This is a genomic window from Methylobacterium sp. WL64 (assembly GCF_008039945.1).
Classification (GTDB): Bacteria; Pseudomonadota; Alphaproteobacteria; order Rhizobiales; family Beijerinckiaceae; genus Methylobacterium.
Window position 1 is genome coordinate 1 of the sequence record NZ_VRVA01000114.1, and the last position, 15,356, is coordinate 15,356.

Below are 15,356 nucleotides of genomic sequence, written 5' to 3' on the forward strand. Positions count from 1 at the left end.
GCCTGCCGCGACCTCTCCTCTTCGGGAGCCACCCTCCCCCGCAGAGGGGGGAGGGAAGGCGCACGTACCTTCTTCCGCGCTCGAAAGGACGGCTTTCGCCCGCTTCACCCCCCCAGCAGCTCCACCAGGAACGGGATCAGCGGCGTGTCGGCCGGGGGCATGGCGAGGTCGCGCAGGGCCTTCGGGCGGACCCATTTGAGCGCCTGGCCCTCCATCGGGCGCGGCGTGCCCGACCAGCGCCGGCAGACGTAGAGCGGCATCAGCAGGTGGAAGTCCGGATAGGCGTGGCTGGCGAAGGTCAGGGGCGCCAGGCACGGCTCCTCGACCCGGATGCCGAGTTCTTCGGACAGCTCCCGGATCAGGGTCTCCTCCGGGCGCTCGCCGGCCTCGACCTTGCCGCCGGGGAACTCCCACAGGCCGGCGAGCTGCTTGCCCGCCGGGCGCTCGCTCACCAGGATCCGGCCGTCGACGTCGACCAGCGCCACCGCGACCACCAGCAACAGGCGCAGGGCGGGCGTCCCGGGCCCGCTCACGGCGCCACCGCGAAGGTGGCCGAGACCTCGGAGGAGAGCTGGATCGTGCCGGCCTCGATCGGGACGCGCCGGCCCTTGGCCGCCATCGGCGCCGCCAGCGCCCGGCTGAAGGCCGGCGGCGGCGGGACCGCGCCCCCCGCGGTGGTGAGCACGCAGACCGGCCCGAGCTTGGCGCCGAGCGCCTCGGCCAGCGCCTCGGCCCGGGTCCGGGCATCGCGCGCGGCGGCGACCTGGAGCGCCGCCTCGGCCTTGTCCGGATCGCGCAGGCCGAAGCTCACCCCGTCGATCCGGTTCGCGCCCGCATCGAGTGCCTGGCGCAGCAGGTCGCCGAGGCGGTCCATGTCGGCGAGGCGCACGGTCACGGTGTTGCCGGCGCGGTAGCCGTCGGGCTCCTCGGTGACGAGGCCGCCCGGCCGGGTCACGGAGCGCGCGCCGGCCTGAAGCGTCACCGCGGCGGTGCCGATGTCGGCGGGCGTCACGCCGAGCGCCCGCGCCTGCGCCGAGACGCCGGTTACCGCCTTCGAGGCGGCGTCGAGGGCCGCCGCCGGGGTCGCGCCCCGCGCCTCGATCCCGACCGTGACCTCGGCGAAGTCCGGTGCCCGCGCCTCCGCGGCGTGCCCGACGACGCTGATGCGGCGCTTGCACGCGTCATCGTCGGCGTGCGCCCGGGCGGGCAGCAGGGCGAGCAGGAGAAGGCCGGCGAGGCCGGCCCTCACGAGCGGTAATCCCCGTTGATCTCGATGTAGGCCTTGGTCAGGTCGCAGGTCCAGACGCGGGCCTGGCCCTCGCCCAACCCGAGATCGACCCGGATCCCGATCTCGGGCTCGCGCATCACCGCGCTGGCGGCGTCCTCGCTGTAATCCGGGTCCCGGGCGCCTTGGACGGCCACGCGCACGTCGCCGAACCAGATCGCGAGCCGGTCCCGGTCGGCGGGCTCGCCGGCTTTGCCCACCGCCATCACCACCCGGCCCCAATTGGCGTCCTCGCCGGCCACCGCGGTCTTCACCAGCGGCGAGTTGGCGATCGACATGGCGATCTTGTGCGCGGAGGCGTCGCTCTCGGCGCCCGTGACCCGCACGGTGACGAACTTGCGCGCGCCCTCGCCGTCCTTGGCGACGAGCTGGGCCAGCTCGATCAGCAGGCCGTCGAGCGCCGCCTTGAAGCCGGCCAGCCGCGGGTCGGCCGCGTCGGCGATCTCGGCGTTGCCGGCCTTGGCGGTGGAGAACAGCAGCAGGGTGTCGGAGGTCGAGGTGTCGCCGTCCACCGTCACGCAGTTGAAGCTGGTCCTGGTGCCCGCGCTCAGCAGCGCCTGGAGGGCGGCCTGCGGCAGGGCGGCGTCGGTGAACACGAAGGCCAGCATGGTCGCCATGTCGGGGGCGATCATGCCCGCGCCCTTGGCGATGCCGTTGATGGTGACGCGCACGCCCGCGATCTCGGCGGTCCGGGTCGCGAGCTTGGGGAAGGTGTCGGTGGTCATGATCGCCCGGGCGGCCTCGGCCCAGGCGGCCGGGCCGTCCGTGGCGCGGGCGGCGCAGTCGGCCAGCACGCCCTCGAAGCGCTCGGCCGGCAGCGGCTCGCCGATCACGCCCGTGGAGGCGACGTAGACCTCCCGGTCGCCGCAGCCGGCCGCCTGCGCGGCGATCTGGACGGTCTTGGCCACCGCCTCCCGGCCGAGCCGGCCCGTGAACGCGTTGGCGTTGCCCGAATTGACCACCAGGGCCCGGGCCGGTCCGTGGGCCAGGGCCTCGCGGCACCAATCCACCGGCGCCGACGGGCATTTCGAGCGGGTGAACACGCCGGCCGCGCGGGTTCCGGCGGCGAGGTCGACGTAGAGCACGTCGGTCCGGCCGCTGTAGCGGATGCCGGCCTGCGCGGTGGCGATCCGCACGCCCGGGAGCGGCGGCAGCTCCGGCACCGCGCGCGGCGCCAGCGGAGAGACGGGCGGGGATTTCGCGGACGACATCGACTCAAAGCTCCGGCAGCGCGCGGGGCGTCCCGCGGCGGCCCGGTGTTGCCCGCGCGACCCCGGCGCCGTCAACCGCACGCCGCCGCCCGGGGCTGCTGCCTAAGCGTGAGGCTGCACGCGCTTTGGGCAGTGCCGCCGCCGAATGCGGCGTCTTCGCGGCGGCAGACTTGCGCGGGGCTCGGTTCCCGGCATAGCATGGTGCATCGCAATGCCAGAGCGAGGTCGAGTGCGGACGATGCCCACAACCGACGTCGAGACGGCCTCCGGCAGGCTGCCCCAGGGCGTCTGCTACCGGATCCAAGTGCTGGTCGTCGGCCGCCATAAGCGGTGGCGCGACGAGATCTCCACCGAGATCCGGATGCTGGGCTATCAGGTGACCGCCTGCGACCGCGGCGTCGACGCCATGACGGTGCTGGCCCTCGGGCTCCCCGTGGACGTGATGGTGGTGGATGCGGCCCTGCAGGGCGGCGGCCTGTGCTGCGCGCAGCTCGCGGTCGAGGCGCGGGCCCTGCGCCCGGGCCTGCGCATCGTCCTGTCCAGCGACCCGATCGATCCGCCGCCGCAGGAAGCCTCGGTGCTGGTTCCGGACGCCCTGTTCATTCAGCGCGAGCAGTTCCAGGACGGGATGGTCGCGAGCCTGATGCGCGAGGCGCTGGCCGACCGCGCGGCCTGACCGCGCCGGGTTGCCGTCGCCGGTCGAAGGCGGGCGAATCGCTCCATGCCCTGCGCTGGACGATCGCCGGATGCGTCGCGACGCTCGGGATGATGGCGGGGCCGATTCGGGCGGCCCGAAGGCGTTCGGACAGGACGCGGCACAGTGGTGTGAAAGCCGGCCTCTGCCGTTCGAGTCGCTCAAGCCTCGTCCCGAATGATGGCCGCCGGCTTTCGGAAACAAGCGCCTGCAGCGCCGTGCGAACGGGATTTTGCGATCCGCGCGGCGTGTCTGCGGCTTGCGATCTTCATCGTCCCGATCGAGCGGTCTACCCGACGTGAGCATTCATTTGCGCGTCATAAAATCGATATGATTTGAGGCGGCATTGATTTCACGGCTCATCTCAGGCCATAGTTCAAGATCTATAGTTCAATTGTGCAAATCAAGAACGACACAACTGTGTCATCGGTCGGTATTTAAAGGGCTCCGTGCCGATTTTTGGCGCTGACAAGAGAGTCGTACGTCCGTGAAACTGGGAATTCGCCACCGGCTCTACGCCGGCTTCGCCATGCTCGTGCTGATCGCAGCCGGTATCGGTGGGTTTTCACTCTATCAACAGAGTGTTCTCAACGAACATTACGCGCTGCGGTCCCGATTCGAGTGGGGCACGCGGTCGGTCCTGACGATCAGCACCCTGGCCACCAGCCTGACGGCGGCGGCCGAAACGTTCCGTCTCAATCCCGATCCTGTGCAGATCGCCGGGATGGAGGAGGCGCGGCGCAAGATCGAGGAGCGGAGCGACCTGCATCTCGGGCGCGCCGTCAATCAGGACCGGCGCAAGATCTACCAGGATATGCGTGACGATGCCCGGGCCCTGAAGCCGGAGCTGGAGCGCCTCGCCGTGGCCTCCGTCGACCTGGGCAAAGCCAAGCTCGCCATGTTCAAGGCCGGCGACGAACTCTCCCGGGCGCTCGAAGTCCTGATCTCCGCCGTGCGGGCGCAGTCCGGCGAGGCCCTGCTGTTCCGGGCCCAGTCCGTCGAGAACGCCATCCTGCGCGCCCGGCTTACCGCCGCGCGCTTCACACTCCGGATGCAGGAGGAGGATCGGGTCGCGTTCCCGGTCAGCATCACACAGGTCCGCGCCGCCCTGGACAGCTTCGGGGCCAGCGAAGGCGGCGCGGCCTTCGCGCAGCCGGCCAAGGTCCTCGCCGACACGCTGGAAGCCTATGCCGCCAACATCCGGGACTACGACAAGGCCGCCGCCGGTTCGAGGGCGGCGCTGGAGACCGGGATCAAGCCGCGCACGGACCGGATCGAACAGATGACCACAACGGTGCGCGACAAGATCCTGGCCGTCGTCGCCGAACTCACCGAGTCGACGGACGCTTTGGAGGCGCGGGTCCGGCGGGTCCAGATCGGACTGGTGAGCTTGACCGTGGTGCTCGGCGGCGTCCTGGCTTTCCTGATCGGCCGCAGCATCATCCGGCCGATCACCGGCATGACCGGCGCGATGAAGCGCCTGGCCGAGGGCGACACCAGCGTGGTCGTGCCGTTGCCAGAGGTCCGCGACGAGATGCGGGAGATGGCCAAGGCGGTGGACGTGTTCCGCCAGAACGCCATCGTCCGCGCCGAGTTGGAAGCCGCCCAGGCCGCCGAGCAGGCGACCCGCCTGAGCCGGGCCGAGCGGGTCGACCAGCTGGTCCGCGCCTTCCAGCAGAACGTCGCCGCCTCGCTCGAGGTCGTCACCGGGGCCGCCACGGAACTCGATGCCACGGCGCGCTCAATGACCCAGGTCGCCGACGACACCAACACCCAGGCGGTGGCCTCGAGCGCCGCCGCCGAGCAGGCCTCCACCAACGTCCAGACCGTGGCGGCCGCCGCCGAGCAGATGGTCGCGTCGCTGCAGGAGATCGAGCGGCAGGTGATCCGCTCCAACGAGGTCGCGGGCCACGCGGCCCACGAGGCCGAGGCCACCAACACCGCCATGGCCAGCCTGCGGCTCGCCTCCGAGCAGATCGGCGCCGCGGTCACGACGATCTCGGGGATCGCCGGCCAGACCAACCTGCTGGCCTTGAACGCCACGATCGAGGCGGCCCGCGCCGGCGAGGCCGGCCGCGGCTTCGCCGTGGTCGCCGCCGAGGTGAAGGAACTGGCCGGGCAGACCGCCAAGGCCACCGAGGAGATCGGCGGCCAGATCGCGGCGATCCAGGCGGCCACCCATCAGGCTGCCGCCGCGATCGAGCAGATCGCCCGCACGATCGCGGCGGTGAACGAGATCAGCGGCTCGATCGCCTCGACGGTGGTGCAGCAGACGGCGGCGACGAGCGAGATCTCGCGCAACGCCGGCGAGGCCGCCCGCGGCACCCGCGACGTCTCGTCCAACGTGGCTCAGGTGCTGGCCTCCTCCGGGGAGACCGGCAGCGCCGCCACGCAGGTGCTGCACGCGGCGTCCCAGCTGGCCTCGCAATCCCAGAAGGTCCGCCAGGAGGTCGACGGCTTCCTGCGGGGCATCCAGGCGGCCTGAGGCGGGCGCGCGGCCTGCCGCGGGGCGCTCGTTCCGCTGTCGGGTGATTCCCTCCCTCCACCCCATCCCGAGGTGGAGGCGCTGGTCGCACGCACCACAGCACGCGGCGCGCGTGGCTTCGTACGGCGCGTCCGGCGGCAAGCGCTTGCAAAGAGGCGCTTGCCCATCCCCGCAAGGGAAGGAGCGTGCGTTCCGCCTTTCACGGGCGATATGAAACCCGCAAGGTCGGGGCGTCGCTCTGCGACGTCCCGCCCAACGCGGCGCTAGATCGCCGCCGCGGGATCCGTCTCGTCGCCGTCCGGCGCGCGCCGGGCGCTGGGACGCCGGTCGAGGAGGGACCGGCCGAGCGCGCGCAACGGCGCGGTCAGCCGACGGGCATCCTCGGCGCGCTCCATGAGGCGCTCGCCGTTGCGGATCTCCTTGTCGAGCTTGGCCATCGTCCGGGCGAGCGCCGGATCCTCGTCGTCGAGCCAGACCTGGGTGACGCGGGCGAACGCGATCACAACGCCCTGGAGCTTGAGCTGGCCCAGCGGCCCCTCGGTGTCGATCCCGGCCGCCGCCAGCATGTAGCGGTGCGAGTTCAGCATAACGCTGTTGAGCGCCAGCATCGACAGCGGCTCGCCGCGCAGCGCGTAGGCGATCCGGCGGAGCGCCGGCTTGTAGGGGGTCATCGCGTCGAGCCGGCGCATCAGCACGTCGAACAGGCGCTCGCGGGTCGGCTCCTCCTCGAGGCCGGCGCTGTCGCCCTCCAGGACCTTGCGGTCGATGATCCGGGTCAGGCCGCCGAGCACCGCACCCTTCGACGGGAACAGGTCGCGCAGTTCCGCAAGCGTCAGACCCGCCTCCCGGGCGATGTCGCCGATCTCGATGTCATTCCACGGCTGCTCGGCGGCGAGCCGCATCAGCGCCTCGACCGCCGCCTCGCGGGGCGACGGCTTCGGCGCGGAGCCGGACTGCGCCGATTCGGGATGCGCCGATTCGGGCTGTGCGGAGGTCTCCGGCGCCGTGCCGGCCTGGCTGGCCTGATCCGGGGCCGTACCGTCCTGCGGGGTGCTCGCGCCCTTGCGGGTACGCTTCGACGGGGCTCTGGTCTCGGTCATGGGTCTGTCGCCCCCTCCTGTCGGTCGTCGAGCCCCTATCTAGGCACGGCGGCGGCGATGGGCAGGGCCGTCGCGCGGCGATGCCGCACGGATGTCAGCCGGCGAGCTCGGCAGCCCGGCGCCGGGCCGCCGCCACGGCCTCGCGCATCAGCGGCGCCAGGCCGTCCGGCCGCATCAGCACGTCGAGGGCCGCGGCCGTGGTGCCGCCCGGGGAGGTGACGTTGCGGCGCAGCTCGGCCGCCTCGGCCGGGCTGGCGTCGAGGAGCGCCCCGGCGCCCGAGACCGTGGCCCGCGCCAGGGTCCGGGCCACGTCCGGATCGAGCCCGGCGGCGATCCCGGCCTCGGCCAGGGCCTCCGCCAGCAGGAACACGTAGGCCGGTCCGGAGCCCGACACGGCGGTCACGGCGTCGATCTGGGCCTCGTCGGCGAGCCACGCCACCGCGCCGTTGGCGGAGAACAGCGCGTCGGCCGCGTCGCGCTGGGCCGGCGTCACCTCCGGGCTCGCGCAGGCGCCGGTGGCGCCCCGGCCGATGCTGGCCGGGAGGTTCGGCATGGCCCGCACCACGGCCCGGGCCCGGGGCAGCCGGGCGCGCAGATCCGCGACGGTCTTGCCCGCCAGGATCGACACCAGCAGCGTGTCGCGGCCGATCAGCCGGTCGAGGCCGGGGGCCGCCGCCTCCAGGCCCTGCGGCTTGATCGCCAGCACCAGCACGGCGCCGGGCTCGGCCTCCGCCGGGTTCAGCCGGATCCCGCGCGCGCTGCACAGCTCGGCGATCTCGCGGGACGGCACCGGGTCGATGATGGTGGTGGCGTGGGGATCGAGGCCGGATTCGAGCCAGCCCGCCAGCATCGCCCCGCCCATCTTGCCGGCCCCGGCCAGGACCAGGGAGGGCGGCATCCGCGCGGCGTCGGGGGCGGCCGTCACGCCTCGCCTTCGGTCTCGAACAGCACGGCGTCCAGCGCCTCGCGGGCGCTCTTGCCGGCCCAGAGCACGAACTGGAACGCCTGGAAGTAGCGCTCGCAGGCGTCCACGGCGGTCTTCATCATGGTGGAGCATTGCGGGTGGGTCGGCACCGCGCCGCCCGCCAGCAGCAGCGCGTGCCGGAACATCACCACGCTGTCGCTCGACCACAGGTCGAAATGGCCGATCCAGAGCTGCTCGTTGATCATCGCGATCAGGCGCAGCACCTCGGTCCGCTGCCGCTCCGGCACCTTGAGGTCGAAGGCGCAGGCCACGTGCAGGGCCTCGACATCCTCGATCCAGGTGAACGCCACATGGTAGTCGGTCCACCGGCCGGGGCTGGTGATCGACATCTCGTCGGTCTCGGCCCGGTCGAAGATCCAGTCGCGCAGGGACGCCAGACGCTCGACGACGTCGAGCGGATGCTCGTTCCGGTCAGGGTCGTGGAAGTCGACGTGGAGAAGCGGCATGACGATCCAAAGGGACGGCCCGGAATCGATCCAGCCCGACGTGACGGGGACGCGAGAAGGAGTGTGAGAACACTCCGAGAACTTGCTACGACCGTTAGAGACGGGCCGGGGTGACGCGATCGACTGTCAAAGCGCTGCGGACATCACCTGGCAGCCGTCGAATCACCCTATGCCTGACTATAGACCGGCCGTGACTCGCGACACAAAGTGCAGGTCACGCTCGGTGAACAGGAAACGAAATCGTCGGCTGCGCTTCCTGTGCAAAAGCCTGAAGCGTTGCCGTGCGGACTCAGATCGCCTCGCTGAGCCCCGCCACGCCGGCCGCGGCCGTGCCGGATTTGGCCTCGAGGGCGGTCACCCGGGCGGTGAGCGCGTCGTTCTGCGCCCGCAGGTTGGTCACGAGGTCGCGCAGCACGTCGAGCTCCTCGCGGGAGGCGATGTCGAGGTCGCGCACGAGGCGCTCGGCCTGCGCCTTGACCACGGTCTCGGCCTCGCGGCGCACGCCCTGGGCGGCGCCGGCCGCGTCGGTCATCAGGCGGGCGAGGTCGTCGAACAGTCGGTTCGAGGGGGGCATCGTGGTCTCCCGGATCGGCCGGCTGCCGCTTCGGCTGCCTGACTGCGCGATTCGAGATCACGAGATAGGAATCCGCTCGATGCGGAGCAACGCCCGAAACGCGGTCCTGGCGGCGAAGCGAGGCCCGGAGGCGGGGAAGTGAGGCCCGGAGGCCCCGCTTCGCGGCATCACATGTGGCGCATCGTCCGGCGGTGCATGTGCCGGCGCATCATCCGGCGCTCCATGCGCCGGTGCATCATCCGGCGCTCCATGCGGCGATGCATCATCCGGCGCTCCATCGGCGTCACGCGGACCTGGGTGACGGCGTCCGGCGCGGCGATCGCCGAGGGCATGGCCGGGGCGGCGCTGGCGGGCTGGACGAGGGCGGCACCGCCCAGCGAGGCCAGCACGGCAAAGGCGAAAGTCAGTTTCCTCACGAGGAGACTCCAATGTTCTGATATCCGGGCATGGCGCCCGGTTCATCCTCCCAAGCGGGAGGTTCGGAGAGTCGTCTCGTGCCGGTGAGGGCACGGCGGGCCCGCGAGGACCCGCCGCCATCAACTTCTGGGTTAGAGATTCGTTTCCTCGAACGCCTTCACCCATTCGGCGCAGATCCCGGAGCGGACGATGTCGTCGCGGGTGAACTCCACCACCGGGATCGGCATCATCCGGCTCTTGATCAGGTGCATCACCGTGCGCAGGCCCGAGGTCTCGCGCAGGTCGGTCTGGGAGACGTCGCCGTTGATGATGACCTGGCAGTCGTCGCCGATCCGGGTCAGGAACATCTTGATCTCGGCGGTGGTGGTGTTCTGCGCCTCGTCCAGGATTACCAGGCAGTTCTTGAAGGTGCGGCCGCGCATCACCTCGAACGGCACGATCTCGATGTCGCCGGTCTTGAGCGCGATCTCGAAGGCGGCTTGGCCCATGCGCTCCTTCATGGCCTCGGTGAGCGGGGCGACCCAGGGGGCGATCTTCTCCTCCAGGGTGCCGGGGAAGAATCCGAGCGAGCGGCCTGAGGGCACGTTCGGGCGGGTGATCACGACCTTGGAGATGCGGCGCTGGCGGAGCTGGTCGGCGGCGCGGGTCCCGGCGATGTAGGTCTTGCCGGTGCCGGCGGGCCCGAGGACGATCACCTGCGGGGCGCTGGCCAGGGCGTCGAGATATTCGGCCTGGCGGTCGGTGAGCGGTTGGATCGGGCTGAGGTTGCGTTCTTCGTCGAAGCGGGTGCGGTGAATACGGGGCGTGCGGTCTTCAACCAGTTCAAGTCGTGTGCGGCGTCGCTTCATGGATCAACACTCCAACGGGACTTGCCAACCTGGATCTGTCGATGAACTGCCGTTTACCTTGGTGCTCCCGGAGTTACACTATTCCGAAACTAATTCCGGCGCCATGCCGAAGGTTCCGCCCCGTGCTATTCGCCTGTGGAGAGCGTCACGCCGCCTCGCCCGGGGTCGAATACGCTGTGCAAGCGTCGCACCAACGCGATTCGCACGGGACGTTTGCGCGGCGGGTGTGACCGGGGGGTGACGGTCGGTGCCGCGCCGCCGGAAATGCCGGGACGCTGGCAAGATGGCATCAGGTCGAGGGCCGGGGACACGGGCGGGCGCGGCCATCCGGCACGACCGCGCTTCATCCGGCCAGCACGGGCGAAGCCGGCCGACCCTGTGGCCCGCGAACGCCCGGGCCCGGTCGGCGGGGCTAGCTCGATCCAGCCTGGATGAAGCTGTCGAGGACCATCTTCCGGCCGGCCTTGTCGAAGTCGACGGTGAGCTTGTTGCCGTCCACGCCCGCGATGGTCCCGGGGCCGAACTTCATGTGGAAGACCCGCTGGCCGTCCTGGAACGCCGACGGCGTACCGCTCGACTTGGCGATCAATTCGCCCTCGATCTGGCGCGGGCCGCCCGACCGTCCGCCGGGCGCGGTGCCGAAGCCGGACCGGCTCCCGGCGCCGGAGGCGGTGTTGGCCTGGGCGCGCTGCCAGCCGGGCGTGCCGTAGCTCGATCCGAACGGCGTCGGGTTGCGGTCGAACCGCGAGGCGCCGGCCGAGAAATGCGCGGGCGCCTCGACCACGTCGACGGCCGATTCCGGCAATTCGTCGATGAACCGGGACGGGATGGTCGAGGACCACAGGCCGTGGATCCGCCGGTTGACCGCAAACGACAGCTTCGCCCGCTTGCGCGCCCGGGTGAGACCGACATGGGCGAGACGGCGCTCTTCCTCCAGGCCGGCCCGGCCGCTCTCGTCGAGCGCCCGCTGGTTGGGGAACAGGCCGTCCTCCCAGCCGGGCAGGAACACGGTGTCGAATTCCAGGCCCTTGGCGGCGTGGAGCGTCATCAGCGAGACCCGCTCGGCGCCCTCGGCCTCGGAGGCCTCCATCACCAGGGAGACGTGCTCCAGGAAGGCCGCCATGTCGGGGAACTCCTCCATCGAGCGGACGAATTCCTTCAGGTTCTCCAGGCGGCCGGCGGCGTCGGCGGAGCGGTCCTTCTGCCACATCTCGGTGTAGCCGGATTCCTCCAGGATGGTCTGGGCGACCTCGCTGTGCGGCTGGGTCTCCACCAGCCGGGCCCACCGCGAGAAACTCTCGGTGAGCGCCCGCAGGGTGGCGCGGACCCGGGGCTTCAGCTCGTCGGTCTCGCACAGGCGCTGGGCGGCGATCAGCAGCGGCAGGCGGTTGGCCCGGCCGAAGGTGTGGAGCTGCTGCAGGGTGGCGTCGCCCAGGCCGCGCTTGGGCGTGTTCACGATCCGCTCGAAGGCGAGGTCGTCGCTGACGTTCATGGTGACGCGCAGGTAGGCCAGCGCGTCGCGGATCTCGGCCCGCTCGTAGAAGCGCGGACCGCCGATCACCCGGTAGGGCAGCCCGAGCTGGACGAACCGGTCCTCGATCTCGCGCATCTGCGCCGAGATCCGCACCAGCACGGCGATCTCCGACAGGGGGTGCTGCTTGGATTGCAGGGATTCGATCGCTTCGGCGAGCTGGCGGGCCTCCTCCTCGGAATCCCAGGCGCCGGTCACGGTGACGCGCTCGCCCGGCTCGTCCTCGGTGCGCAGCGTCTTGCCCAGCCGGCTCTCGTTCTTGGCGATCAGGCCCGAGGCGGCGGCCAGGATGTGCCCGGTGGAGCGGTAGTTGCGCTCCAGCCGCACCACCACGGCGCCCGGGAAATCGTGCTCGAACCGCAGGATGTTGTCGACCTCGGCGCCGCGCCAGCCGTAGATCGACTGGTCGTCGTCGCCCACGCAGGCGATGTTCTTGCGGGTCTGCGCGAGCAGCCTGAGCCACAGGTACTGGGCGACGTTCGTATCCTGATACTCGTCGACCAGGATGTAGCGGAACCGGTCCTGGTAGGTGGCCAGGACGTCCGGGTTCTCGCGCCAGAGCTTGAGGCACAGGAGCAGAAGATCGCCGAAATCGACGGCGTTCAGCGTGGCGAGCCGGGCCTGGTAGGCGGTGTAGAGCGCGCCGCCCTTGCCGAACGCGAAGGACGCGGCTTCGCCCGGCGGCACCTGCTCGGGCGACAGGCCGCGGTTCTTCCAGCCGTCGATGGTGTGGGCCAGGGCGCGTGCCGGCCAGCGCTTCTCGTCGATGTTCTGGTCGGCGATCACCTGCTTCATCAGGCGCAGCTGGTCGTCGGTGCCCAGGATCGTGAAGTCCGACTTCAGCCCGACCAGCTCGGCATGCCGGCGCAGGATCTTGGTGCCGATGGCGTGGAAGGTGCCGAGCCAGGGCATGCCCTCGCCGGCGGGGCCGATCAGTGCGCCGATCCGGAGCTTCATCTCCCGGGCGGCCTTGTTGGTGAAGGTCACCGACAGGATGTCGAACGGGCGGGCGCGGCCGGTGGCGATCAGGTGGGCGATCCGGGTGGTCAGCACCCGGGTCTTGCCGGTGCCGGCCCCGGCCAGCACCAGCACCGGGCCTTCCGTCGCCTCGACGGCGCGGCGCTGCTCGGGGTTGAGCCCTTCGAGATAGGCGGCGGCGTCCCGCCGGAGGGCGCCCATGGCGCGGGCGGCGATGGAGGTCGGAGCGCCGTCCCCGGCGGGCTGCGCGTGCGGGCCATTCTGCATTCCGCTTCCCTGGACCAAATCGCGAACGGCGTCGAGGCCATTCGGTCCGGAGCCGCTGCGGCTCCGAGGGGGGATCGCCCGTGCGGGGCGCGGCCGGCAGCGCCTCTGGCGCCGTCCGGGACTTATCGTGCTATGGCCGGTGACAGGTTGCCCAGGGGGGCACGCGACGGCGGGGCATCGCGATGGTGCCGGCCCGCGCGGAAAAGAGTGCGGAACGGGTAGCGTGCGTGATCTTCTGACCGCGCTGGCGGGCGCCGTCATCCTGGTTCTCGTCGCGGCTCTGGCCGTTCCGCCCGTCATCGATTGGCAGGCCCAGCGCGCGCTCGTCGACCGGGGCCTGACCCGGTCCCTCGGGGTGCCGGCCCGGACCGACGGCCGGATCGAGGTCCGGCTCCTGCCCTCGCCGCGGCTGCGGATCGACCGCCTGCATCTCGGGGCCGACCCGGCCCGCCCGACCCTCGACGCCCGCTTCGTCAAGGCCGAGATCGCCCTGACGCCACTGCTGAAGGGCGAGTTCCGCTTCACCGAGACGCGAATCGGACGGGCCGAGATCAAGCTCCCGGTGGTGGCCAGCGAGGCCCTGCGGATCCCGCCCGATCTCGGCGAGGCCCTGCGCGCCCGCGACTTCGCCATCGAGGACCTGCACGTCCAGCAATTCCTGGTGACCACCCAGGTGCCGGCCACCGGCCGGACCGACCAGCTCTACGTCCAGGACCTGCACCTGCAGACCCCCGCGCTCGTCGGGCCGTGGCGGGTCGAGGGCACCAGCGGCGGCGTCCCGTTCCGGGCGGTGAGCGGAACCCCCGGGGCGGACGGGCGGCTCGCCGTGAAGATCGCCGGCGGCGGCGACGCGCATCCCCGCTTCGAGGCCGACGCCCGGCTGGGCCTCGTCCCCACCGAGTCCGACGGGGCGGTCATCGAATCGGAAGGCTCGGCCCGCCTGGTGGTCGGGCCGCCGACCCAGGCGGCCGGCCCCTACCTGCCGTTCTCCCTCGGCGGGAGCTTCAAGGCCCGGGGCACCCAGGTCCGGTTCGAGGGCGTCGAGCTGGCGATCGATCCGGGCGGCCGGGCGCTGCGCCTGGGCGGCACCGGACGGCTCGACCTGCGCCAATGGCGCGCCGGTCTGACCCTGGAGGCCCGCCGGCTCGACCTCGACGCCTTCCTGACCTCCCCGGAGGGCCAGAACCTGATCGGCCGCGGGCTGCCGGGCGCCGGGGCCGGGTTGCCGGCCATGCTCGACCTCGACCTGTCGGTGGGCGGCGCGGTTCTGGGCGGCGAGGAATGGTCGAACCTCGCGCTCGCCGGCACCGTCGAGCGCGCGGGCGGCCTGCTGCTGCGCCGCCTGACCGCGACCGGACCCGGCGACGCGACCCTGACCGTCAGCGGCCAGGTCGAGGCGGCGCCGCTGCGCCTCACCGGTCCCGTGGCGCTGGTCGCGGCCGATTCCGACCCGCTCGGGCGCTACCTGCGCCGGCTCGGCGTCGAGGGCCCCCTGACCGCGCTCCTCGACGGGCGCAGGGTCGAGGCCGCGGCGGACCTCGCGGCGGCCGCCTCCAGCCTGTCCGTGCGCAACCTGCGCCTCGCGCTGGGGGCGGCCCGCGTCACCGGCAACGCCCGCTACACCGCCGCGGAAGCCGGCGCGCGCGGGCGGTTCGACGCCCAGATCCGCGCCAGCGGCATCGACATCGCCGCCCTGCCGCCGCTCGGGACGACGCTCGGCAGCCTGCGCGACCACGATCTTGCCCTCACGCTGGAGGCCAAGGACGTGCGCTACGGGCCGGCCGGCTCCGGCAACGGCACGATCGCGGCCAGCATCCAGTCGGACGGGTCGAGCCTGGTGGTCGACAGTCTCGACGTGACGGACCTCGCGGGCGCCAGCGCCAAGCTGTCCGGCCGGATCGGCGCGGACGGGACCGGCCGCGTCTCCGGCCGCCTGAAGGCCCCCGTGGCGGCCCCGCTGCTCGGCCTGCTCGAACGGGTCTGGGTCGGCGAGATCCGCCTGCTGCCCGCGTTCCTGCGCGAGGCACCCCTCGACCTCGCCGTGACCCTCGATCGGGAGGGCGGCGCGTCCGACGCCCTGCGCAGCCAGATCAAGGGCAGCGCCGGCGGCGGCACCCTCGACCTGACGCTGGCGAGCCGCGGCACGCGGATCGAGGGCGGAACCGCGACCCTCACGGCCCCCCGGGCGGGACTCTGGTTCGGGCGCACCGACATCTCCGGATTGCAGCAGCCGGCCGAGCTGCACTTGAGCGCCGAGCGGCCGGACGCCGACACCCTGGCGCTGGCCGTCAACGGCACGCTCGCCGGCTTGAAGCTCGCCACCGCCCGGCCGATCCTGGTGGGGTCCGACGCCCTGCCGGGGGCCGGCGAGATCCGGGCCGCCACCGCCGACCTCGCCCCGTTCCTGACCCTGGCCGGGGCCGCGCGCCTCGCGCCGGGCGTGTGGCCGGCCGACCTGACGTTCGTCCTCGCCAAGGACGGCAGCGACATCGCCGCCGACACCACCGGGACGGTCGCGGGCGCGGCCCTGGGCGG

General features: G+C 72.0%; 13 protein-coding genes. 3 read left to right on the top strand and 10 right to left on the bottom strand.

What is annotated here, in order from left to right:
- Nucleotides 1-104: 104 nt before the first annotated feature.
- The 3 genes from FV242_RS27640 to argJ are packed head-to-tail and all read right to left on the bottom strand — an operon-like array spanning nucleotide 105 to nucleotide 2,496.
- Nucleotides 105-533: a (deoxy)nucleoside triphosphate pyrophosphohydrolase gene (locus tag FV242_RS27640; protein WP_147910215.1), complete on the bottom strand. Its 429-nt coding sequence runs from the start codon at nucleotides 531-533 to the stop codon at nucleotides 105-107.
- The gene (locus FV242_RS27645; RefSeq protein WP_147941187.1) at nucleotides 530-1,249 is read right to left on the bottom strand and encodes an SIMPL domain-containing protein; all 720 of its coding nucleotides are present in this window, start codon (nucleotides 1,247-1,249) and stop codon (nucleotides 530-532) included. Before FV242_RS27645 ends, FV242_RS27640 begins: the two co-directional genes overlap by 4 nt.
- A complete protein-coding gene (gene argJ / locus FV242_RS27650) occupies nucleotides 1,246-2,496 on the bottom strand; it encodes a bifunctional glutamate N-acetyltransferase/amino-acid acetyltransferase ArgJ (RefSeq protein WP_147910213.1) in 1,251 nt (416 codons plus the stop codon). The genes FV242_RS27645 and argJ overlap by 4 nt, the downstream gene beginning before the upstream one ends.
- A 238-nt stretch (nucleotides 2,497-2,734) precedes the next feature.
- On the opposite strand from argJ, the gene FV242_RS27655 reads away from it, so the two are divergent.
- Together FV242_RS27655 and FV242_RS27660 are read left to right on the top strand one after the other, a co-directional pair.
- On the top strand, nucleotides 2,735-3,172 hold the full coding sequence (locus FV242_RS27655; protein ID WP_147941188.1) for a histidine kinase: 438 nt from the start codon (nucleotides 2,735-2,737) through the stop codon (nucleotides 3,170-3,172).
- A gap of 505 nt (nucleotides 3,173-3,677) precedes the next feature.
- Nucleotides 3,678-5,675: a methyl-accepting chemotaxis protein gene (locus tag FV242_RS27660; protein WP_246692911.1), complete on the top strand. Its 1,998-nt coding sequence runs from the start codon at nucleotides 3,678-3,680 to the stop codon at nucleotides 5,673-5,675.
- 263 nt (nucleotides 5,676-5,938) lie between these two features.
- On the opposite strand, the gene FV242_RS27665 is transcribed toward FV242_RS27660, so the two are convergent.
- From FV242_RS27665 to FV242_RS27695, 7 genes are all read right to left on the bottom strand, one after another.
- On the bottom strand, nucleotides 5,939-6,775 hold the full coding sequence (locus FV242_RS27665; RefSeq protein ID WP_147910211.1) for a TetR/AcrR family transcriptional regulator: 837 nt from the start codon (nucleotides 6,773-6,775) through the stop codon (nucleotides 5,939-5,941).
- Between the two features lie 94 nt (nucleotides 6,776-6,869).
- A complete protein-coding gene (gene proC, locus FV242_RS27670) occupies nucleotides 6,870-7,673 on the bottom strand; it encodes a pyrroline-5-carboxylate reductase (RefSeq protein ID WP_147910218.1) in 804 nt (267 codons plus the stop codon).
- A gap of 23 nt (nucleotides 7,674-7,696) precedes the next feature.
- Nucleotides 7,697-8,206: a YbjN domain-containing protein gene (locus FV242_RS27675; protein ID WP_147856750.1), complete on the bottom strand. Its 510-nt coding sequence runs from the start codon at nucleotides 8,204-8,206 to the stop codon at nucleotides 7,697-7,699.
- A 289-nt stretch (nucleotides 8,207-8,495) separates the two neighbouring features.
- Nucleotides 8,496-8,780, bottom strand: a complete 285-nt coding sequence (locus tag FV242_RS27680) for an accessory factor UbiK family protein (RefSeq protein ID WP_147910210.1) — start codon at nucleotides 8,778-8,780, stop codon at nucleotides 8,496-8,498.
- A 167-nt stretch (nucleotides 8,781-8,947) separates the two neighbouring features.
- On the bottom strand, nucleotides 8,948-9,196 hold the full coding sequence (locus FV242_RS27685) for a hypothetical protein (protein ID WP_147941189.1): 249 nt from the start codon (nucleotides 9,194-9,196) through the stop codon (nucleotides 8,948-8,950).
- Between the two features lie 132 nt (nucleotides 9,197-9,328).
- Nucleotides 9,329-10,045 carry a PhoH family protein gene (locus tag FV242_RS27690; protein ID WP_147910209.1) on the bottom strand — a complete coding sequence of 239 codons (717 nt, stop codon included), beginning with the start codon at nucleotides 10,043-10,045 and terminating at the stop codon, nucleotides 9,329-9,331.
- 412 nt (nucleotides 10,046-10,457) lie between these two features.
- Nucleotides 10,458-12,821 (bottom strand): ATP-dependent helicase, encoded by a 2,364-nt coding sequence (locus FV242_RS27695; protein WP_147941190.1) that lies wholly within the window; start codon nucleotides 12,819-12,821, stop codon nucleotides 10,458-10,460.
- Between the two features lie 223 nt (nucleotides 12,822-13,044).
- Between FV242_RS27695 and FV242_RS27700 the strand changes: the two genes are divergently transcribed.
- Nucleotides 13,045-15,356 (top strand): AsmA protein (locus FV242_RS27700; protein ID WP_147941191.1); only part of this gene is annotated, 2,312 nt, incomplete at its 3' end.